This is a genomic window from Nostoc sp. (genome assembly GCF_036916575.1).
Lineage (GTDB): Bacteria > Cyanobacteriota > Cyanobacteriia > Cyanobacteriales > Nostocaceae > Nostoc.
Map to the genome: position 1 here is coordinate 377,104 of NZ_JBALGC010000004.1, position 20,388 is coordinate 397,491.

General features: G+C 40.2%; 21 protein-coding genes. 10 read left to right on the plus strand and 11 right to left on the minus strand.

What is annotated here, in order from left to right; translation table 11 throughout:
* The first annotated feature begins 286 nt into the window (after nucleotides 1-286).
* Nucleotides 287-586, plus strand: coding sequence for a ferredoxin (locus V7L29_RS02840; protein WP_334694051.1), 300 nt, complete (start codon nucleotides 287-289; stop codon nucleotides 584-586).
* A 207-nt stretch (nucleotides 587-793) separates the two neighbouring features.
* On the opposite strand, the gene V7L29_RS02845 is transcribed toward V7L29_RS02840, so the two are convergent.
* Nucleotides 794-2,512, minus strand: coding sequence for a SpoIID/LytB domain-containing protein (locus tag V7L29_RS02845; protein WP_334734452.1), 1,719 nt, complete (start codon nucleotides 2,510-2,512; stop codon nucleotides 794-796).
* Nucleotides 2,513-2,624: 112 nt separating this feature from the next.
* Between V7L29_RS02845 and V7L29_RS02850 the strand changes: the two genes are divergently transcribed.
* The 3 genes from V7L29_RS02850 to grpE all read left to right on the plus strand — a co-directional run bounded on the left by V7L29_RS02850 (nucleotide 2,625) and on the right by grpE (nucleotide 4,364).
* The gene (locus V7L29_RS02850; RefSeq protein ID WP_334694049.1) at nucleotides 2,625-2,888 is read left to right on the plus strand and encodes a sulfiredoxin; all 264 of its coding nucleotides are present in this window, start codon (nucleotides 2,625-2,627) and stop codon (nucleotides 2,886-2,888) included.
* A 207-nt stretch (nucleotides 2,889-3,095) separates the two neighbouring features.
* The gene (locus V7L29_RS02855) at nucleotides 3,096-3,587 is read left to right on the plus strand and encodes a Dps family protein (protein ID WP_334694048.1); all 492 of its coding nucleotides are present in this window, start codon (nucleotides 3,096-3,098) and stop codon (nucleotides 3,585-3,587) included.
* 102 nt (nucleotides 3,588-3,689) lie between these two features.
* Complete coding sequence (gene grpE, locus V7L29_RS02860; RefSeq protein ID WP_334734453.1) at nucleotides 3,690-4,364, plus strand: nucleotide exchange factor GrpE; 675 nt, start codon at nucleotides 3,690-3,692, stop codon at nucleotides 4,362-4,364.
* A 343-nt stretch (nucleotides 4,365-4,707) separates the two neighbouring features.
* Here grpE and V7L29_RS02865 read toward each other — a convergent pair whose 3' ends face one another.
* Entirely contained in the window at nucleotides 4,708-4,977 is a 270-nt protein-coding gene (locus V7L29_RS02865; RefSeq protein ID WP_334734454.1) for a hypothetical protein, read from the minus strand.
* A gap of 63 nt (nucleotides 4,978-5,040) precedes the next feature.
* Between V7L29_RS02865 and V7L29_RS02870 the strand changes: the two genes are divergently transcribed.
* Both V7L29_RS02870 and V7L29_RS02875 read left to right on the plus strand, forming a co-directional pair.
* Nucleotides 5,041-5,181, plus strand: coding sequence for a hypothetical protein (locus tag V7L29_RS02870; RefSeq protein ID WP_334694045.1), 141 nt, complete (start codon nucleotides 5,041-5,043; stop codon nucleotides 5,179-5,181).
* Nucleotides 5,182-5,627: 446 nt separating this feature from the next.
* Nucleotides 5,628-5,954, plus strand: coding sequence for an STAS domain-containing protein (locus V7L29_RS02875; RefSeq protein WP_334694044.1), 327 nt, complete (start codon nucleotides 5,628-5,630; stop codon nucleotides 5,952-5,954).
* Here the strand turns inward: V7L29_RS02875 and V7L29_RS02880 are convergent, their stop codons facing one another.
* Nucleotides 5,955-7,091, minus strand: a complete 1,137-nt coding sequence (locus tag V7L29_RS02880; RefSeq protein WP_334694043.1) for a PP2C family protein-serine/threonine phosphatase — start codon at nucleotides 7,089-7,091, stop codon at nucleotides 5,955-5,957.
* Nucleotides 7,092-7,244: 153 nt separating this feature from the next.
* Entirely contained in the window at nucleotides 7,245-8,012 is a 768-nt protein-coding gene (locus V7L29_RS02885) for a DUF1350 family protein (RefSeq protein ID WP_334734455.1), read from the minus strand.
* 4 nt (nucleotides 8,013-8,016) lie between these two features.
* On the opposite strand from V7L29_RS02885, the gene V7L29_RS02890 reads away from it, so the two are divergent.
* Complete coding sequence (locus tag V7L29_RS02890; protein WP_334694041.1) at nucleotides 8,017-8,184, plus strand: hypothetical protein; 168 nt, start codon at nucleotides 8,017-8,019, stop codon at nucleotides 8,182-8,184.
* Between the two features lie 104 nt (nucleotides 8,185-8,288).
* Here V7L29_RS02890 and V7L29_RS02895 read toward each other — a convergent pair whose 3' ends face one another.
* The 7 genes from V7L29_RS02895 to V7L29_RS02925 form a co-directional block, all read right to left on the minus strand.
* Entirely contained in the window at nucleotides 8,289-9,008 is a 720-nt protein-coding gene (locus tag V7L29_RS02895) for a hypothetical protein (protein WP_334734456.1), read from the minus strand.
* 978 nt (nucleotides 9,009-9,986) lie between these two features.
* Nucleotides 9,987-10,238: a hypothetical protein gene (locus tag V7L29_RS02900; protein ID WP_334694039.1), complete on the minus strand. Its 252-nt coding sequence runs from the start codon at nucleotides 10,236-10,238 to the stop codon at nucleotides 9,987-9,989.
* 5 nt (nucleotides 10,239-10,243) lie between these two features.
* Nucleotides 10,244-10,471, minus strand: coding sequence for a DNA-binding protein (locus V7L29_RS02905; RefSeq protein WP_334734457.1), 228 nt, complete (start codon nucleotides 10,469-10,471; stop codon nucleotides 10,244-10,246).
* A gap of 20 nt (nucleotides 10,472-10,491) precedes the next feature.
* Nucleotides 10,492-10,893 carry a type II toxin-antitoxin system VapC family toxin gene (locus V7L29_RS02910; RefSeq protein ID WP_334734458.1) on the minus strand — a complete coding sequence of 134 codons (402 nt, stop codon included), beginning with the start codon at nucleotides 10,891-10,893 and terminating at the stop codon, nucleotides 10,492-10,494.
* Nucleotides 10,890-11,249, minus strand: coding sequence for a CopG family transcriptional regulator (locus V7L29_RS02915; RefSeq protein WP_334694036.1), 360 nt, complete (start codon nucleotides 11,247-11,249; stop codon nucleotides 10,890-10,892). Before V7L29_RS02915 ends, V7L29_RS02910 begins: the two co-directional genes overlap by 4 nt.
* A gap of 424 nt (nucleotides 11,250-11,673) precedes the next feature.
* Complete coding sequence (locus V7L29_RS02920; RefSeq protein WP_334734459.1) at nucleotides 11,674-13,002, minus strand: GIY-YIG nuclease family protein; 1,329 nt, start codon at nucleotides 13,000-13,002, stop codon at nucleotides 11,674-11,676.
* A gap of 636 nt (nucleotides 13,003-13,638) precedes the next feature.
* Entirely contained in the window at nucleotides 13,639-15,852 is a 2,214-nt protein-coding gene (locus tag V7L29_RS02925) for a phosphoketolase (RefSeq protein ID WP_334734460.1), read from the minus strand.
* A 190-nt stretch (nucleotides 15,853-16,042) separates the two neighbouring features.
* Here V7L29_RS02925 and V7L29_RS02930 point away from each other — a divergent pair, with 190 nt between their 5' ends.
* From V7L29_RS02930 to crtO, 3 genes are all read left to right on the plus strand, one after another.
* Nucleotides 16,043-17,425 (plus strand): cytochrome P450, encoded by a 1,383-nt coding sequence (locus V7L29_RS02930; protein ID WP_334734461.1) that lies wholly within the window; start codon nucleotides 16,043-16,045, stop codon nucleotides 17,423-17,425.
* Between the two features lie 400 nt (nucleotides 17,426-17,825).
* The gene (locus V7L29_RS02935; RefSeq protein ID WP_334694030.1) at nucleotides 17,826-18,584 is read left to right on the plus strand and encodes an LmeA family phospholipid-binding protein; all 759 of its coding nucleotides are present in this window, start codon (nucleotides 17,826-17,828) and stop codon (nucleotides 18,582-18,584) included.
* 105 nt (nucleotides 18,585-18,689) lie between these two features.
* Nucleotides 18,690-20,384, plus strand: a complete 1,695-nt coding sequence (gene crtO, locus V7L29_RS02940) for a beta-carotene ketolase CrtO (RefSeq protein ID WP_334734486.1) — start codon at nucleotides 18,690-18,692, stop codon at nucleotides 20,382-20,384.
* Nucleotides 20,385-20,388: the final 4 nt, after the last annotated feature.

The following is a 20,388-nucleotide window of genomic DNA, read 5'->3' on the forward strand; positions in this document are numbered from 1 at the left end:
TCTTACAAAATATAGGTGTATTAATCCTATTCATGTTTTTTCATCCCTAAGATAGTTTTTTCTAATCACAGCCTGACTATCACCGGAAATAATATAAATAAAACTTATCAGGATTAAGCAACAAAATTTCATTACTAATCGGGTTCAATTTCCAGTTACATCGTTTAATTTTTCTCGTAGTATCAGAATTGAAGCAAATTTTAACCAGCGGCTAATCCCACAGAATAGCCGTAACCTTTGCCTAAAGATAACTTATACTGCCGTTTGCAAAAGAGAGGATTACTTAATGGCAAGTTTTAAAGTCACACTAGTCAACGAGGCCGAAGGGCTGAACGAAACACTTGATGTTGATGACGATACCTATATTCTAGACGCTGCCGAAGAAGCTGGTCTTGACCTGCCTTACTCTTGCCGCGCTGGTGCTTGCTCGACCTGTGCAGGTAAACTCGTAAAGGGTACCGTTGATCAGGGTGACCAGTCATTCTTAGATGACGATCAAATACAAGCTGGATACGTACTGACCTGTGTCGCTTACCCAACCTCTGACGTGACAATCGAAACTCACAAAGAAGAAGAACTCTACTAAGAGTTAGGCACCTCAACAATAAACCTCTTGCAAGAGTTAATGATGTTGAAAAAATAGAAGCAGGGCATCTAAGGTCAACACCCTTCCAATGCCATGTGTACCTTTGAAAGCGACTTTGACAAAAAGCCGAATTTCGTGTTGAGCAAGAACACAAAGTCTACTTTGTGTTCCTGCTTGATTTTTTAAGTATGGAGTTTCCCGATTAGCTTAAAGTTTGGTCTGTTTACTGAGAATTTGAATCTGAGTACTAGGATAGTAGAATTGAAGAATTTTTGGACTTGACCAACCTAATTTAGCTAAATTTTGAGCGCCAGTTTGACTCAAGCCGACTCCATGCCCTAATCCACCCCCAATAAAAGCGTATCCCCAGAGTTCGGGTTTGCCTTTGTTCAGGGGTTCTATGTAAAAAAGTGTACTTTTAGGAGCAGCAAAGGCACTACGAACTTCGTCTTTGTGGAGAACAAAGGTGCTGTGATCAGTTTTAACTGCGAGTTCAAGGATGCGTCCACTCTGGCTTCGCTTCACTATTGCCATAGCCTGAATTGTCTTAAATTTGGCATGGGGACTGTTTTTCACCTGCAAAAATTTCTGCAAGTCCTTGATAATATCCTTTAAAGGGGTTTCCTTGTGCCAACGAAACATATCCCACTTGCTTTCATTAAATCCTTGTTGCGTATTAATAAATTTTTGGAAGTTTTTTTCATCTGTTAAACTCTGCTTAGACAAGTTCCAAAAATTAGTTGCAGCATCCAGTACAGGGCGTAGATAGGGACGATCATCGCCATTCCAGACATCGCTGAAGTAGGCTGTGACGCCACCAGTGGTAGAAGAATACAGGGCGTCTACTAGTTCATTTTTATAAGTTAGTACCTTACCCCTGGTTGAGGCGATCGCTCGGTCTGTTTTGGCAGCCGCTCCATTCAGCCCATAATAAACTTGGCAGTGAGTATCAGCACACAACTGATAGTTATCTGCGGCAAACCTGCGTAAATTTCTCAAAGCATAAGTCCGGGCGAGAATTGCCTGGGCTTCCAGTGCTGCTGCTGGTGCATCTGTGCCTATTTCGTAAGGCAGAACCCCACGCAAATAAGTTTCTAAAGGTACTTGGTTAACTAGAGTGTATGTGCCGTAGGCATTTGGCTGCAAATTTAGTTGCCCAGCATAAAGACGAGCAAACTCTTGTTTTTCGCTTTTATTCACCCGAATCAAGTTTTTATCAGTGCTAATTTCTAAATCATTCGGGCTATAGCGGTTACCATCCACCACCCAACTCACTCGCGGCACTTGTTTCAAAATCTTAGTATCAAGATATACTTTTTCTTTGGTAGAAGCTTGGATGTTCTGCAATAGCAATCGTCGCAGTAAAGGAGTGCTGTAAACATCTCGTTTAGCCCAAACCTGCCAGTGTTCTGGCTGGGCTATTTCTACTTCCATTCCCTGAGAACGCCATTTATTAGCACTGTCTTCCGCAGTTTCAAAGGTGCGATATGTGCCTAAAACTACCACTTCTTCGACTGTTGACTGGGGTAAAGCTTGCATGACTGTTTCCAGCTTTACAGGGTTCTTGGTAAATAGGATTTGCTGCTTGTTGCCCACTTGAAATTTTAGCTTTAAGCGATCGCCTTTTATGGGTTCCAGTTGCAGCTTGGCTGTGGGTTGTTCGCCAAATCGCTGCACAATCCCAATTTTCAGTTCCATACCCTGGATATTGCTCTCAGGCCCTGATGCAGCAGTTAGTCCCAATAGACAAAATGTTGTCAGCACAGTGTGGGAAAAACGCCAAAACGAAAATTTTATGGCTACCTGATAGCTTTCGCGCAGCGTCTGGTAGAGAAGCGGTAGCGAATAATCGAGCGTCTTCTGCCCCTGAATGCAGCGTTGGAGCTGATTTTCCAATTGCTTTGTAGCGCGGTTTTTTTGTCGCATGAGTGCTCCAATGATACCATTACCAGTTTTGCCCAAAATAGTTGCAAAACAAAGTCATAACGACTATGATTTATTTAGAGACACAAAACAGAACTAGTTGGATAAACTCCTTATGGTTAGAGTCCAAGAAATTCCATTAAATCAGATAAAACGGCCACTACCCCGTGTAAACGATCCAAATAAAGTCCAAACCTTAATGGAATCGATTGCGGAGATTGGGCAGCAAGAACCTATAGATGTCCTAGAAGTAGATGGACAATATTATGGCTTTTCTGGTTGCCATCGGTATGAAGCTTGCCAGCGTTTAGGCAAAGAAACCGTTTTGGCCAGAGTCCGTAAAGCACCCCGCAGCGTTTTGAAGATGCACTTAGCATAGGGCATGGGGCATGGGGAATAGAGAATAGTGAGTGGGGAATTAGAGTATTCCCAATGCCCAATGACGCCAGTTGCTTCTCCTGTCAGAGACGCTCTTGCTAGCTTGCTTCCCCGTAGGGGTACAACGGAGGGAACCTCCGCAACGCACTGGCTCCCCAATGCTCAATGCCCAATCCCCAATTACATATAACCTAATTAGGAGAAAATTATGTCATCAAAAGTAACAGTTAAAAATGTAAATATCGGCATTGACGAGACGAGTAGGGCTAAAATTGCCGAGGGTTTATCTCGTCTGTTAGCTGACACTTATACACTGTATCTGAAAACTCATAACTTCCATTGGAATGTAACAGGGTCGATGTTCCAAACATTGCATTTGATGTTTGAGACTCAGTATACAGAATTAGCCTTAGCAGTTGATTTAATTGCGGAGAGAATTAGAGCGCTTGGCTATCCCGCACCAGGAACCTACAGCGAATATGCCAAACAAAGTTCGATTCCAGAAACTCCCGGAGTTCCTAAGGCTGTGGAGATGATCCGTTTACTAGTGGAAGGACAAGAAGCCGTAGTTAGAACTGCACGGTCTATTTTCCCTGTGGTAGAGGAAGTTAACGATGAACCTACCGCCGATTTATTGACTCAGCGGATGCAAGTACACGAAAAGACAGCTTGGATGCTGAGAAGTTTACTGGAAGAATAGAAATGGGGAATGGGGCATAGGGCATAGAGGATAGAGAAAAAACTTAATCGCCAATGCCCAATACCCAATGCCTAATGCCCTATGCCCAATGCCTAATGCCCTATGCCCAATGCTCAATGCCCTATGCCCAATGCCCAAAAGTTGCAAGATTTAATGCAACAGGTGGGTATTTCTAGTTTTAAAGCGCTGAGTCGCGCTGCTGGCGTCTCAGAACGTCAACTTTTGCGTTTACGACAAGGAAAGCTAGAGCAGATGCGGATAGATGTGCTGCTCAAGCTGTCGTCAGTGCTACAGATGCCATTGAATGAATTAATCGCAATTTTTTCAACCGTAGAGTTGTTACAAGAGAAAGTAGCACCTACTCTGGAATTATTAGAAGAAATTGCAGATTTAAGAAAAGAATACCAGCGATCGCAGCTGCAACTAGAACAGCAGCGAGAGTTATTACTACAAGAACTCCAGCAGTCGAGTTTGCAACTGCTGGAGTCTTTATTATTGCAATGGCCAACAGCAGCACAGAAAGCGCAGGAGAATCCACAGCTAGCAGCAGTCAAAATAGTACCGTTGGTGCAGAAACCCCTAGAAAAGCTTTTACAGGCGTGGGGAGTGGAAGCGATCGCACCCGTGGGAGCCGAAATACCTTATGACCCCCAGTTGCACCAATTGATGCAGGGAGACGCACAATCAGGTGAAATAGTCAAGGTGCGCTACATTGGTTATCTTCAAGGCGACAAACTGCTTTATCGAGCTAAAGTAAGTCCTGTTAGAGAGAGTTAGGACGCAAATTTTCCCCTTCTTATAACGCTCCTAAAGTTTTCTACCTTTCTTTTTTATGGCATTGCATAATTGAAGTATGAATTCAGGCGTAGGCGTAGCCCGTCGTCGCGAAAAGTCGAGCCAGCGCCTTGGGCGGGTTTCCCGACTTGTGGTGACTGGCGTTTTTACGTCGTTTCCCGCCGATAGCGCAGTGTAAAGCCTTTTCTTCTCCCAGGGAGACGCTGTTCGCGTCTGTTGGGCTTGTCTGCGACACGCTGTTCGCGTTCGCCAACGGCATGGCAACTCCAAAAGACGCCCTTGCGTTCGCTTAGAGCGAGTCCTTTGGCGTTGCCGCAGGCAGACGCTAAAGGCGAACTGTTAGCGCAGCGTAAAGCCTACGGCATAGGTTCTCTACGAGACGCTCTTGCGTTCGCTTAGAGCGACGCAGCGCAAAGTCTGAGCGTACCCCTGCTCTTAAGCAAGCTACGCGGAGCGTCTCGTAGAGAGGCTTTTGACGCTCGCGGACTCGTTGGCGTAGCCCAAGGTAGAGAAGAGGCTGCGCTATCGGTTGGCGTAGCCCGCCGTAGGCATCAGAACTTTTCAAGACAGGAGCGTCACTTTTCAAGGCAGACATCGCCTGTTTATATCTAACTTCTGTGAAAATTCAAATCAGCCCAGAGTCTCTTAATAGAAAGAAATGGGCGCTTCACCTGATTTTTTTGTGCCAGTTAAGCGATCGCGTGAGTCGTTTACCTGGCACAATCATTTCTCTGCTGAAATCGGTGATCCTGTTGAGCAACAACAAATATTGGGAATACTAAAATATTACAGGCAATAGTCTCAGATAACCTCAGGTTTGAGGCTAGCAGTGCTAAAACTAAACCTTTTAGCTAAAGTTTCTTAATTCGCCTATAACTTATTTCAAGTATGTAAGTAAAACCCTTATGGTTAAGGAATTTTGGTAATTGTGTTTTTTATAGGTTTAAGGAGTGAGTGCTACTCTTAATCTACTTAATACAACTGTTTTTCATCTTTCACTGATGATAATCATCATGATATTTATTTGCACTCAGTGATTTTTTAGCAGTCAGACTATAATTATAAATTAATAATTATTTTCTTGACAAATGATTGATAATTTCCACTACCTTATTCAAAATGACTTAGAAAGCATTGAAGGTTAATAATCGCTTATTTTTTATCTGGTAAGCATTTTTCAATGATCTATGATTGGGATATACTAACGAAAACAGAGCATTATTTACACCAATCGAGTCAGGTCTTATGAGAGAACAAGTAAAAGTTATTAAGCTCAATGGTAATTTAAACGCTGCAACTTCACAAGAATTTCGGCAAAATATTACTGATATTTTAGTAAGTGGTGCAAAAATTGTGTTAATAGATTTTCAAGATGTAGCATTTATGGATAGTTCAGGTTTGGGAGCTTTAGTATTAGCTTTTAAAACCTTGCGAGCATCGGATACTCAGCTTGCTCTCTGCTCAATTAATGAGCAAGTCAGGATATTATTTGAACTGACTAATATGGATAAAGTCTTTGAAATATTCCCTAGCCAAGACGCATTTAATCAGGTTTTCATTTCAAAGACTTAATTAATCAAAGTTAATTTGCAAAATAGATAAATCATCATCAAAAGCATCTTTGGAGTTCAGAGCGATTAAATAACTCAGGACGTGATCAAGTTGGCAATCAACAGGATCTTGTAAGCTAATTAGTAGCTGAATAAAAGCATCCAAACTCCAAAGTGTGCCATCTGATTTAGTGATTTCATAAGCGCCGTCACTAAAAATGTAAAGGGTACTGAACTCTTCAATATTACAAAACCCATCAACATATTTTGCCTCTGGAAACATCCCAACTGGCATACCGGGGCTTTTCAAGAGTTTAACTTCAGACTTTCTTGGAGATGTGCCGGTTACTAAAACTGCTGGTGGATGACCTCCACTAGCATAAATTAACTGCCGATTGATGCGATTGTAAACTCCGTACCAAATTGTAAAATATTTATCATTTTGATAATTCATCTGAAAGGTATCATTCAAAGCCTTCAATACATCACTAGGTTGATAATAATCCAGACCTTTGAGCGCACGGGAACGCAGCAAATTCAAGACGGAAACAGAGGGAAGAGTTGCTTTGAGGCCATGTCCGGCAGTATCTAGTAAGTAAACTGCCAGATAATCAGCATCAAGCCAGTAATAATCGAAACAGTCACCGCCTAGTTGCCGCGAGGGAATGAATCGGAAATTTATATTGAAGGGTTCAGTCATGGAAAGAGGCAGCAGCGATCGCACATATTCTGCTGCTTCTGACATTTCTGATTCTAAAAGCAACTTTTGAGCCTGCAAATCTCTACTCAACTGATGCAGGCGTAATCCTGCTCTTACCCGTGCTTGTAATTCATTGTGCTCAATAGGTTTGGAGATAAAATCATCAGCACCAGCATCTAAACCTTTGACGCAATCGTCAACGGAATCTAAGGATGTTAATAAAATAAAGAATGTGGTGTAAAATTTGGGATCTGTCTTAATGCGGTGGCAAACTTCCAGTCCAGTCAACCCCGGCATAATCCAATCACAAATAATTAGTGCTGGACGGCAAGCCAGCGCCTTTTCTATTCCTTCCTCGCCGCTACTGGCAGTAACTACTTCATAACCCTGTTTTTCCAACATCCTTTTTAGGAGTATTTGTATTGAATAATCGTCATCAATTATTAGTATTTGAAACATAGAAATTTGGAGAAAACATTCATTAATAACTTGCTGTCAAAATAGAAAATAAAAATATAATAGGGACTAAATAGTTAGTAGTATTATATAGATATACTACTAACTAATTTATATTTATCCGTCAAATTCATGAATTTTTAACGTCATAAAATATTATGGGGGTGTAAGAGGATTCACCCACAAGAGGATGGTCTTTTTTAGCTGGTTCAAATCGCGGTATGCTTCTTGCTTGAACCATTGCCCTAAGGCATCAAAGGGGGTGAAAGATGTTCCAGTTTGCCATTTTATGTCTTGACCTAGAGGTGTTGTATGAGTTCCTGGTAACGTTTGTGCTGTCACCATCTCATCAAAACGTTCTTGTAAGATTTTGGTTAAAGCTGCCGATTGATCAATGGTGTCATTACTAAATTTTATTAGTAAATTGCGCCGAATATTGTAACGCTCTTGAACAAGCTTATTAGTTTCCAACGGTGAGGGAGTAAACTCGATTTTCAAAGTAGAATTAAACTGTTCTACTAAGGGGATAGCTTCTTTAGCAGCGTAGTTGTTGAAGGATATTAAAATATTGCCTGCACGTTCTACTTCAAAAAGGCTACCAATCAGCAAGTGAAGTTTACAGCCCATACTGTGTCCAACGCCGTAGATGGGAAAGTAAAGCTTGCTTAATGCCCCAGAGTCATGCAAGCGTTCGAGGGTGCGGTCAAAGTTTAGCAGCACAGATTTTGCGATCGCAATATGATCCAATGTACTGACAAAAGGCGTAGCAATTACAACATAACCTTTACTTGCCAGTTGTTCGAGTAACCAGCGATAAGTGATGTGCGGTGCAGTGGCGACAAATGCACCTCCTAAAAAATGAACGATACCTATGGGATTTCGGGGAATGATTACCCAGTTACCTCTAATTTCTTTCCAGTCCATGTGGATGAGCGATCGCTTTACGAATATTCTTTATGTTAGACCGGGGATCGCAACCGTGGGAAGGATTATGGAAAAAGCCATTGAGGATGTCTGGCGAGTAGATTGGAAGCCAACCCACCTAGAAGCGTCTATGGACTTATCGGGAGCATCTACGCTTTTTCCAACTCACTAACTGAGTGCTGTTAGCGGATAGCTATGGTTTAGCCCGTACTGAATAAATTCAGGAGTGCTTTCTAAATCCTCATTACAAAACTTAATTACAAATTAGGAATTATTTTAACGCTGAGTCTGTAATCTTTTCATTTCGTGTTGCACATCTAATGCAATTTGTAGTGCTTCATTAAGCAACCTTCCATGCTCAGTAGCCTGTTCAGTTACTTGCATGGCTGTTAAAGTTGCTAGATTGTTGACGAATAGTTCTGTATTACTAAGGATAAAGCTTTTATTCTCCCTTAAAATCCTTTCTGTCTTCAAAGCGCGAACTAAATCAGCTTTGGTGAGTTTAAGCGCTTCGATAACACCCTCTCTTTCCTTTATAACTACTTCGGGATTACCAGCTTCTTCTATTTGGTCATTGATATCTATTACTCGAATAACAGTATTATATCTATTAACCTCATTTAACAAAACTTGCAAAGATTTTGTCATATTAATTTTTACACGTTTAGTTCTAGTTTTCCATATTAAATATAAGATAGTTTGCGTCAAACCAACAATCCAAATACCTAAGATAATTAACAACATCCAAGATGGAATTGTTATCCATGTGACAAAAAACTTAATAATTATATCAAAGAAAATATAGACAAAAACAAATGTAGAAAATCCCATAAAAACTACAGTTGCCCCTTCAGAACTTTGAAGTTTTTGGATATATATTTTTGCTAATATTTTCAAAGGATTTGTAATGATTAAAAGTTCCTGGTTGACAGGCAAATTAGTCAGCTTTTGCAGTTCATCCTGACTAACTTCCAAGCCCTGTAAATCATCCCGCACAGCTTTTCAACCCTTGCCAGAATAGTTATTTAATCTAATATAGCAATCAAATTTCTAGAATGCTGGCATTTTGTTTAAACTTTTTTAGGCAAGTTAACACTTATAAGCAATGTCAAGAATTTTTGTACAATATGATACTTTGCCAAGATAACTATTTATACTATAAGTGGAACGAGAACAAAAATAAATCAATTGCCTGGAAATGCAATGAAAATGCAACAGGTTATTATCCTGGTAAACAGCCATTTGCAACTACAAGAAACAATAATGGAAAAGTTCGTTTTTGCGGAGTTTTTTGTTTAGTTATAAATAATCGCGTCTCACTCTTTATATTAAGTTTGCTTTGGAAAAGATTGTTTCTGTTTTGAAACGCCACGTTAAGAATTTAAAAATGGGGGTATGGGACAGTCTAGCGGCATAGCGATCGCTCTTAGAGGATGTTTGAAAAGTTCTCTTTTCGGTATCAAAAGTTTTAGATCCCTCTAAATCCCGGCCACGTGCTAAAGAGCGGAACGCTAAAAGCGAACAAGTCGGCAGGGCGCAAGGGCGCAGTGGCTCCTCTTGAAAAGGGAGACTTTGATTCCGGTTCCCCCTTAAAAAGCGGGGTTAGAGGGGATCTAAAAGTGCCTAAAGTCTACAGGTAAACGCTTTTCCAACAACCTCTTAGTAAATTTGCTTCTGAATGTGTAACTTTGTTATCCAATAGTACCGTGTGGGCGCAGGCATCAACAAGAGCTAGTTTGGATCTGAAGATTTTCAGTATCTAACGCCAGCGCAAAAGCGATGCTTAAGGCTGGCTACGCCTACGCAATTATTGTAAACCCAGCCACGTAGAGAAATAACCCTGGATGCCACCAAATACGGAAAGCCATACGAAACAGAAATAAAGTGACAATATAAATCGCAATAATCATGAGTGCGATCGACAGCTGTGTACTCTGCGCCTCTGCGGTTGATTAAAAACTGTAGCCAGATAAGTTACCTATGAATCTGAGTAAATAGGGAGTAACCACTGACAGCAAAAATAAAAAGGATGGCGGCGGGAATAATTACTACATCCCTGACAATAAATAAAATCCAATCTTTTCTCAGTTCCTGTTTAAACTTGAGTTCTCGTAGTTTTCGCTCAAGTTCTACGTCTTCTTGTGATTGCAAGTTTACAGTTGAGATAATTAGTGGATTATCGCCTTTGCTGGCAATTAATTTTGATAAATCTGTTCTGTCTGTCATGCTGTTTAAATACCAGTAATTTCAGTTTCCAGATTTTGGTCATCATCTGCAATCCAAATATGCTTACCTTTTTGCTTGGCTTCAACGGCTATTTCTAGGAGAGCGATCGCTTTTAGAAGTACCTCAGCATTATCTCCATTAATCTGTTGTGCCAGATTGTTTAGTGTCTCATAAACTTCTGGCGATAAATCTAAATTTATTTTAATTCGTTGATTTTTTCCTTGTGCAGTCATTTCTATTTTATTTAATATTTTTAAGGTGAAATCCAGTTTTCCAACTGTAAATTAGAAATACGGCTGTAGTGACGAGTATTGTTTGTTACTAACGTGTAATTTTCTGCAACTGCAACACTAGCAATTAGTAAATCAAATTCAGCAATTGTTTGTCCAAGTCTACGGAGTTCTGCTTTTAATTCACCATACTTTCTGAGAGCAGGATCAGTTAAAGGTACAACGGGTAAGTTTTGAATAAATTCTTCTGCACGATTTAAATTTTCCACTACTCGTTGAGAGTTATAAGCACCAAAATACAACTCAGCAACTGTGATACTGCAAATACAAATTTGCTCCCATCCTATTTCTCTAACTTTAGTTCTGACTAAATTAATATCTTTAATCCAATAAATGCAAGTATCGGTATCAAGTAAATAAGTCATAGACTAATGTCATTGTTAGAAATAGTACGGCTATCATAAATATCTTTGACTATTTCCTCAGCAGTACGTTCATCTTCCCAAGGGCCAAGCCTTTCCATAAAGGTGTCTAGTGGATGCGGTTTTGCCTGCTGCTCAGATGAGAGAATGATTTCATTCACTATCAATTGATTTGCTTCTGGAACTCCTAATTTTTTGGTTTCTTCTTTAGCTATAACCATAATTTGCATCAAGGTTATAGCTTGACGCAGAACATCACTTTTACTTGCACCTATTTTATTAGCTAGTTCGTCTAGTATCTGATTTAGTTCAGGTGACAAATCTAAGTTTAAGCGAACCATCTTTTGAGTGTTAGTCATGGTTCCATCCTTGTGTAAAAATTTTCTTCTACAGAACAACAACCAATTAGTCCAATTTCATCAAACTTTTCATAGAGGCTTTTTTCCTGACTATGATTTTCTGATTATGGTTGTGGATAACGCTTTTTGAGTAACTGAATAAAATCAAGTAGTAAGATTTGAGCTTCTTCTGGTAAAGTATCAATATCTCTAGATATTTCTTCAAATTTTATAAGCATAATTAACTTCTAAATTGAGTATTTTCAGTATTATCCTATTATAAACTACGTGGTGATGGTAGGGTAAGACGTTTGATTTAGTTCGGGTGGTAATTCTGTTTCTACCGCTACCTTTCTACCTTTATGGAAAATCGAGTTCAAAATCCTTGAAAACCCTATTCTGTGGGGATATGAATCATTATATTGTTGGGTTTTCTCAACTCAAGCTACTTATTGTTATTGGTTTGAAGCAGCGAAGATATAGAATTAGATTGTAGCCATACAAATAGTTTTATACTTCCTCTATCATAGCCAGTTGATTTATACTCACCCTTTAAAATTTGTTCTAGAACTTGACTATTAAACCTTGACTTGTTTTTCATGAGGTCTTCAAACATAGCTAGTGGAAATAGTATACTCTCAACTTCTACATCATCTTCATTAAACCTAATCATCTCAAATCTAAATTTATAACCAGACCATCTGATAGTAGGTAGTCTATCAACTGAATTTTTGGTATTTTCTATTATATAATCATACTGACGACTAGGATTTTTCTGATTGTGCATTATCCACCAGTAAACATTGTGTCTAACAAAATGCTTTCCATTGTCGTTAGTACATACTTCTATTTCTATATCATCCACATAAACAAACTGACGAGTCATTACTCTAACTTCCCCTTCAGCCATTGGTTCTAATTCCTCCCAAGGTTCAACTTCAACTGTATTTTTATAATTACTATTTGAAGGTTGATTTTTATAAATACTTTCTACTGGAATAGGATCATCTTCTAATGCTTCTAAAGCTGATGTATTCTCATCATTTTCTTCTTTTTTATCTAAAATTAATTCTAGCTGTTCCCTACTAAATGCCATAAGTTCTATTCCAGCTAGAGTCTGACGGTTTGAATGTTCCATGAAGTAAACTAAACTATCAAATGGAGATAAATCTATTCTTAAACCGTTGTATTCAGTCTCCCAGAAACCGAATTTACCTGAAGATTTAGGATAAATTTTGTATTCTTTCCACTTTAGGGAACTAGCCTTTTTGTTAATGTTTTTTAATGCAGTTCTAATACTTCCAGATAATCCTTTTATTCCATAAACAGGATATACTAAATATATTGTTGGTGGTTCTCCATCTGATATTGGATCAAAGCCAACTATCATAACATTGAGCTTGGCTAGCTGCTGGAGACTTTGCTGTAAAGCAGTTTCGGCTGGAGTTATTTTTCTAATTGGTACTACTACTTTAGACCAATTAAGAGGTGGCTTATATAACTTGATAAACTCATTTTCGAGATTTGATAGATATTTTATATCACTAGTACAAGTCAACCAACTAATACTAAGAGTATTTTTTCGATTAAATCTTTTTAGCTGATTAAATCTATGATGTCCTTTCCATCTTTCAACTAAATTAATAGTTCTACCTATATAAATAATCTGACCTTTACTGTCAAATACAAAGTAGATAGCTGCACAATTAGGAAGACGGTCTTTGTCAAATAAAGAAACTGATGGTAATTCAGATATTTTGATGTTTTCTAGCAAAATTAGATACCTATAGATAAAAGATATATATTTTGAATTCTACTTTATAGAAACATCAAAACCTATCTAATAAAAACCGCAAATTTACGCAACCAAACGCCAAATTGTCCGCGTTTCACTACGTACATCTGCGGTTTGAAAATCTTACTAACCCGATCGCACCTTTCGTCAACCCTCCATAGTCAATCCATTAAACGCCATCAACTCACTAGCACTGGCTGTAGTTTCCCCACGCTTGCAAGCGAATCTATCACACTTGCTTATAAATCAAGTTTTAAACTTCTAAATCGAGTTTTGAACTTCTAAATCAAGTTTTGGACTTCTAAATCAAGTTTTGAACTTCTAAATCGAGTTTTGAACTTCTAAATCGAGTTTTGAACTTCTAAATCGAGTTTTGAAATTATAAACTAACTTCATAACTCATAAATCAGGTTTTCAAGTCAAAAATTTAGCTTTAAACTCATAAAACTCTTATTATCAATAAATTACAGGCAATATCACTGTATTTCTCTTGTTCCCTAATGCCAACACTCCAAAAGTTGTCTGAAATAAAAAAACGCAAATATACGCATTGCAACGCAATTTCTCAGCGTTTATATACGTATATTTGCGATAAGAGGAGAAACAATTCCAGCTTTAATGCACTAACGCGATCGCACGTTTCGTCAACGCTTCAGCAGTCAATCCATTAAACGCCATCAACTCTCCAGCACTGGCTGTAGTTTCCCCACGTTTCCAAGCGAAGGTGTCGCGCTTGGCCGTACTCCGCAACAGAATTGGTTCTAGCATCGCCGCAGCGCCACCAGTGACAGCAATTAGCGCATCACCATCAAATAATTCGGCAAATTTGGCATCATCTAAGAAACCGCCTTCAGGTTCAGAACATGTATCCCAAGCGGTATCATGGCTACGGTATAATTGCCGAGGATTGATCACAGAAACAATCTTGGCACCAATACCTTCAGTTTCCAAGAAAGCCGCAGCTTCAAATACTGGCATTAATGTCATATCGCCAATCACAGCAAATACAACTTGCTTATCACCAGCGACTTCATGTAACAGCACCGCACCATCGCGCAACCCTTGACGAGTTTGTTCAAAAGTGGTGCGAATTTGCAATGGCGATTTACTTGCAGTAATTACAATTCCCTTATTTTTACTTTTCAATGCCCACTCATAACAGACTTGAATACTATTAGCATCAGGCGGAAATAAAGGGAAAACATTGCCATTTCGCATCAAGGAAGCAAAGTAAGCTTCAATTTCTGGACGTTGGTGAGTCCAACCGTTGCGCCCTTGTTCTAATGCGCCAGCTGTGAATAATGTAATAGTCGAGGGAGTTTGACGACGCAATTCTGCCATTGCTTGGGTTACAGTTTGCCAAATTGGTAATCCGTTGATGGCAAAAGATTCGTAAGAACACCACAAAGTTCTCGCACCCATTAACGCCAAACCCGCAGCTAAACCGGCACAAGCATCTTCACTCAATGGTTCATAAACTTGTCCATTTGGTGCTTGGTAATATAAATCGTCGGTTGTAGGGTGGATAATCTTTAATGCTTGGTTGATGTTGGCAATTCCAGATGCTTCGTTACCGTCGGCGTTGGTAACGAGGAAATTTTGATCTTGATTTCCAACTATTCCTACCAATCGTCCCATCGCTGTTGTGGAAACTTTGGGTTCACCTCCAACTGCATATTCTTCTAAAGGTAATTCACCTAATTCTGGTAATGGAAATTCAAATTCTGTCACCACAGTTTTCGCTGCTGGGCCACCGCCTGCGCGTTCTGCATTTGTCCGCACTAATTGCCAAGCTTCGGCAGATAAAGCACGGCTTTGCAATGCACTAATAATATGGGGAGCATTTAGTGTATCTTTGGGATACAGGTTGTGAGATTTTGACCCCCGCGCGTGGACTCCTGCACCTTTGAGTTGTTTAATTATAAATACGGTAAGTTTACCGCCCAGTGCTGATCGCGCTGCTTTATCCATACCCGAAAGTACTGCTTGAGTGAATTCTAAGCGCTTTTCAAAAGAAAAAGCAGTACTATCAACGTAATTCCCTGGCTGGTTTTGATCGTCAAAATCCTTGGCATCAACTAATATGACTTCATCAAAACCGTTACCTTGCCAGTATGCCTGCATCTGTTCATTGGTTTTCAGGGAAACCATACTGTGATGTTCTTGGCTGTAACCGTTCCACACCAACACTGGCAAGAAGTTAGTGACAGCAGGATAAGCAGTATGGAAGTGAGCGATCGCACTTACAATATAAGGCTCACCCAATCCACCATCCCCAACTGTGAAGGGGAATAACTTATCTTTGTGCAACAGTGCAGCCGCCATTGCAAAGTGTTGCCCTTGCCCCAAAGGCCCCGCAGGCGCGAGAATACCGGGAATGAAACCAGAAAGGTGTCCTAAGAGTCCGTGCTTTTCTCGGAAGCGATCGCGCAATTGTTGAACTGTAAAAATTCCCATGTCTTCTAGCGAACGATCCAAGAACATAGCACTATAAAATCCAGGGGCGTGGTGTCCGACTTCAGTGATAATGTTTTTGTATCCCAGCATGACAAGAGATGCGTAAGCTTCTGCTTGGCTGGCGAATCCACCGGGATGCCCAGAGGCTTTAGTAGCGGTAACTTGCAAAGTCAGGTAGCGTAGAGCATCAGCAGCCAGTAAAGTTTGATATACAGCATTCGGTTCTGTGGGATCTGCGATCGCTACTTTGCCTGACTCTATAGCAGGTGTTGCACCATAAGTTTCAAAATCTGGTAACGCTTCACCAAAATATTGAATACCTTCAAAAAAATCGGGAAGCGCTGAAGATGCCTTTGGGGTGATTGCGGTCATGCTGAGTACCTGATAAAGAAGGAGAAACTATAAAAGATGCTGGTTGAATTTAACAAAAATTTTACATCCTTCAGCTTCTAACAGATTATTGCTTTTTCGCAACCTCAGTATAAGTAACTTCAATCAACAAAAATTTATCAGTTTCAGTTAGTTAAAGTAGGAACAAGACGTAAAGTAACAAAAGAATTTTATGAAGTTACCAAATGGTCCACAAGGTCCAGCAGTTTTACAGATGCTACGCTGGATTATCAGCCCCATGTCATTTATGGAAACTTGTGCCGAAAGATATGGGGACATGTTCACCGTCAGGTTAGAAAGCAAATCTCCGCCACTGATATTTGTCAGTAACCCGGAAGTGCTAGAGCAAATTTTGACAAACGATACCAAGGGGTTAGAAGCACCTGGTGATACAAATCTGGTGTTTGAATCTTTGCTTGGTAAACGTTCTGTGATTACCATCAGTGGTGCAGCACACCAGCGCCAACGGCAATTGTTATTGCCACCTTTTCACGGAGAAAGAATGCGAAGCTATAGTCAAATAATTAGTGATATTACCGAGAAAGTCATTAGCCAATACCAGATAGGACAACCCTTCAATATCCGATCTGCTGCCCAAGCTATAACCCTGCGCGTGATTATGCAAGCTGTGTTTGGGCTAGATGAAGGGCCACGCGCCAAAAAATTACAACATTTTTTGGCTGAAATGCTGGAAAAGGGAAGTTCTGTGTTGAGTGTCGCTTTGCTTTATTTTCCAGCTTTGCAAAGGGATTTTGGCCCGATTAATTTCTGGGGAAGGCAGATGCGCCGACAGCAGGAAGCTGACAAACTTATATATGAAGAAATTCGGGAACGTCGAGAACAACCAGACCCATCACGCACAGATATCCTCAGCTTACTCATGGCAGCTAGGGATGAAGCAGGCCAACCCATGACCGATGAAGAGTTACGTGATGAATTAATGACTCTGTTGATCGCAGGCCACGAAACCACAGCAACAGCGTTAGCATGGGCATTTTACTGGATTCACAAAATACCATCAGTACGCCAAAAGTTACTGCAAGAACTAGATAGCCTGAGTGATAACCCTGACCCCAGCACCATTTTTAAATTACCCTACCTCAACGCTGTTTGTTCTGAAACCTTGCGAATTTACCCAGTAGCGATGCTGACCTTTCCCAGAGTAGTCAGAACACCTCTATCTCTAGGTAGTTACGAACTTGAACCAGATACAGGCGTTATTGGTTCAATTTACTTGACCCACCGACGAGAAGATTTATACCCGGAACCTAAGAAGTTTAAACCAGAACGCTTTTTAGAACGGCAATTTTCTCCCTATGAATATTTGCCCTTTGGAGGTGGTGCAAGGCGCTGTATTGGTCTAGCATTTGCCCAGTTGGAAATGAAGCTAGCACTCGCTAAAATCCTTTCTAGCCTAGAATTAGAACTAGTTGACGATGGTGAAGTGCGACCTAAACGCCGTGGTTTGGTGACAGGCCCAAATCGTCCCATTCAGATGATTGTCACAAATCGACGTCAGGTGAAGTCTCCTATTTTACAGACAACCACTGTTTGATACTGCGGGGTTTGATGGTTGCGTTCAGCAAATTTTCAACTCCCATCTATAGCGTTTTTCAGTTGAGTCCAATAAATACCTAACACCCAACCCCTTCCCTGATAGGGAAGGGGAGTAAGATTCAAAGCCTCTCTTTTTTAGGAGAGAGAAATGGAAGTGAGGTCAAAGTTTATTGCATACAAACGAGAAACGCTATATATATTTAGATATATTTTTAAATTAATACCTAATTAATTAAAAGCGTTTCTAATCAGTGCTTAACGATGGTAGTCCTGTTTACCAATTACCAATTACGAATTACTGTAATCCTCCAAATTAACATATGCCCCAATATAGATTCCCTCTTCAGAAGTAGCCTTTACAGTAAATAGGAAGAGGACATTTATGAGATTAATAGTTCATGCCTGACGATAATCGGTTGGAAGAAAAAGTTCTATCTCAAAGCGCTGAAATGATGGTATCCCAAGCGTTAGATGAAGTAGAAAAAATAGACATAAATGTAGAAACTGATTTATTCAAAATAGTTCAGGGACAGGCGGATGGAGTTTCGGTTGCAGGTAAAGGATTAGTAATTAAAGAAGACGTTCGCATACAGGAAATAAAACTGCAAACAGATAGTATTGACATCAATCCCTTCAGCGCTCTTTTTGGTAAAATAGAATTCAATGAGGCTGTAAATGCCATAGCTCGGATTGTACTCACAGAAGCGGATATGAACCGCACTTTGGCATCAGACTATGTTAGCAGCCAGATGCAAAACTTTGATTTTGATGTAGATGGCGAGATTGTGAGTTTTGAACCGCAAAAAATTCAAGTATTTTTACCTGGTGAAGGCAAAATTGAATGTAGAGGAAGATTGCTGTTAAAGGAAAAGGGAAATACTCGCCCTTTAGCTTACACTGCGGTGCTTCGCCCACGGACTCATTCACAACCCGCGATGCTAGAAAGTTTTAACTGCACTGAGGGAGGCGGGATTTCAGTAGAAGTAGTTACAGCATTAATGCAGAAAGCCAAAGAACTGATGAATCTACCATCTTTGAAATGGGAAGATATGGCGTTCAAGATTAAAGATATAAAAGTAGAAAAGGGTAGTTTGACACTTTTGATAGAAACTCAAGTGAAGCAAATACCATCATCAATAACTGAACTATCTCTTTAGTCGTATTGACACTAGTTAAGGATAATTTTTGTAACTAGCGAATGATGTAAATTTTTGAAAAGTTTTGTAAGCTTTTAAAAGCTACTTAATTTAAAAGTGACAACTATGCAAGAGTATGATGTTGTGCTAATCGGTGCTGGGCACAATGGTCTAGTTTGTGCAGCTTATTTGCTGAAAGCTGGTTACAGCGTCCTGTTACTAGAAAAGCGTTCTGTTATCGGTGGTGCAGCAACAACTGAAGAATGTTTACCCCAAGAAGCTCCGGGGTTTAAATTTAATTTGTGTGCTATTGACCATGAATTTATTCACTTAGGGCCAGTTGTTGAGGAATTAGAACTAGAAAAATACGGCTTGCATTATTTGGATTGCGATCCGGTTGTTTTCTGTCCTCATCCTGATGGCAAGTATTTCTTAGCACATAAGTCAGTGGAAAAAACTTGTGCAGAAATTGCTCGTTACAGTGAACGTGATGCCAAAAAATACGCCGAATTTGTAGACTTTTGGCAGCGATCGCTCGGTGCAATGATTCCCATGTTTAATGCACCGCCAAAATCAGTTATAGACATCCTTGGTAACTACGACATCACCAAACTGAAAGATTTATTTTCTGTGATTGGTTCCCCTAACAAAACGCTGGACTTTATTCGCACAATGTTGACCAGCGCTGAGGATTTACTTAACGAGTGGTTTGATGAGGAATTTCTGAAAGCGCCACTAGCCAGACTAGCAGCAGAACTTGGTGCGCCACCATCACAAAAAACCCTTGCTGTTGGTGCAATTATGATGGCAATGCGTCACAACCCTGGAATGGCAAGACCTCGCGGCGGAACAGGCGCACTTGTGCAAGCTTTGGTGAATTTAGTCAAAAGTAAAGGTGGCGTTATTCTCACAGACCAACATGTTGAAAAAGTTTTAATTGATGATGGAAAAGCTGTGGGTGTGCGGGTTACTGGTGGTAAAGAATATCGCGCGAAACATGGGGTTATTTCTAATATTGATGCCAAGCGGTTGTTCTTACAAATGACTGATAAAAGCGATGTTAATGCAGCCGACCCAAATTTATGGGAAAGATTAGAACGCCGCATCGTTAACAACAATGAAACCATCCTGAAGATAGATTTGGCTTTAGACGAACCACTGCACTTTCCACACCACGCTCACAAAGACGAATATCTCGTGGGTTCCATCTTGATTGCCGATTCTGTGGCTCATGTAGAACAGGCTCATAGCAAATGTACCTTGGGAGAGATTCCTGATGCTGACCCATCAATGTATCTAGTGGTGCCTAGCTATTTAGACCCCACATTAGCACCACCAGGTAAGCACACCGTATGGATTGAATTTTTTGCCCCTTATCAAATTGCCGGTGCAGAAGGCACTGGTTTGAAAGGTACTGGTTGGACAGATGAATTGAAAAACAAAGTTGCAGATAGGGTGATTGATAAATTGGCAGACTATGCACCGAATGTCAAAAATGCAACTATCGCCCGTCGTGTAGAAAGTCCAGCAGAATTAGGAGAAAGATTAGGTGCGTACAAAGGGAATTATTACCATGTTGACATGACTTTAGATCAGATGATATTTTTCCGTCCCTTGCCAGAAATAGCGAACTACAAAACACCAATTGATAATCTATTTTTGACTGGTGCAGGGACTCATCCAGGCGGTTCGATTTCAGGAATGCCGGGACGTAATTGTGCCCGCGCATTTTTACAGGCAAAACATCCCCTTAGCCAAACTTTAAAGGATGCACGCGATTCAATTAAGTCAACTGTTGAGTCAGTGTTTGGGATTAGTTAGGCAT

Coding starts and splice junctions, on each gene's coding strand:
- V7L29_RS02840 (WP_334694051.1), top strand. CDS start 287: ATGGCAAGTTTTAAAGTCACACTAGTCAACGAGGCCGAAGGGCTGAAC.
- V7L29_RS02845 (WP_334734452.1), bottom strand. CDS start 2,512: ATGCGACAAAAAAACCGCGCTACAAAGCAATTGGAAAATCAGCTCCAA.
- V7L29_RS02850 (WP_334694049.1), top strand. CDS start 2,625: ATGGTTAGAGTCCAAGAAATTCCATTAAATCAGATAAAACGGCCACTA.
- V7L29_RS02855 (WP_334694048.1), top strand. CDS start 3,096: ATGTCATCAAAAGTAACAGTTAAAAATGTAAATATCGGCATTGACGAG.
- grpE (WP_334734453.1), top strand. CDS start 3,690: ATGCCCAATGCTCAATGCCCTATGCCCAATGCCCAAAAGTTGCAAGAT.
- V7L29_RS02865 (WP_334734454.1), bottom strand. CDS start 4,977: ATGTCTGCCTTGAAAAGTGACGCTCCTGTCTTGAAAAGTTCTGATGCC.
- V7L29_RS02870 (WP_334694045.1), top strand. CDS start 5,041: ATGGGCGCTTCACCTGATTTTTTTGTGCCAGTTAAGCGATCGCGTGAG.
- V7L29_RS02875 (WP_334694044.1), top strand. CDS start 5,628: ATGAGAGAACAAGTAAAAGTTATTAAGCTCAATGGTAATTTAAACGCT.
- V7L29_RS02880 (WP_334694043.1), bottom strand. CDS start 7,091: ATGTTTCAAATACTAATAATTGATGACGATTATTCAATACAAATACTC.
- V7L29_RS02885 (WP_334734455.1), bottom strand. CDS start 8,012: ATGGACTGGAAAGAAATTAGAGGTAACTGGGTAATCATTCCCCGAAAT.
- V7L29_RS02890 (WP_334694041.1), top strand. CDS start 8,017: ATGAGCGATCGCTTTACGAATATTCTTTATGTTAGACCGGGGATCGCA.
- V7L29_RS02900 (WP_334694039.1), bottom strand. CDS start 10,238: ATGACAGACAGAACAGATTTATCAAAATTAATTGCCAGCAAAGGCGAT.
- V7L29_RS02905 (WP_334734457.1), bottom strand. CDS start 10,471: ATGACTGCACAAGGAAAAAATCAACGAATTAAAATAAATTTAGATTTA.
- V7L29_RS02910 (WP_334734458.1), bottom strand. CDS start 10,893: ATGACTTATTTACTTGATACCGATACTTGCATTTATTGGATTAAAGAT.
- V7L29_RS02915 (WP_334694036.1), bottom strand. CDS start 11,249: ATGACTAACACTCAAAAGATGGTTCGCTTAAACTTAGATTTGTCACCT.
- V7L29_RS02925 (WP_334734460.1), bottom strand. CDS start 15,852: ATGACCGCAATCACCCCAAAGGCATCTTCAGCGCTTCCCGATTTTTTT.
- V7L29_RS02930 (WP_334734461.1), top strand. CDS start 16,043: ATGAAGTTACCAAATGGTCCACAAGGTCCAGCAGTTTTACAGATGCTA.
- V7L29_RS02935 (WP_334694030.1), top strand. CDS start 17,826: ATGCCTGACGATAATCGGTTGGAAGAAAAAGTTCTATCTCAAAGCGCT.
- crtO (WP_334734486.1), top strand. CDS start 18,690: ATGCAAGAGTATGATGTTGTGCTAATCGGTGCTGGGCACAATGGTCTA.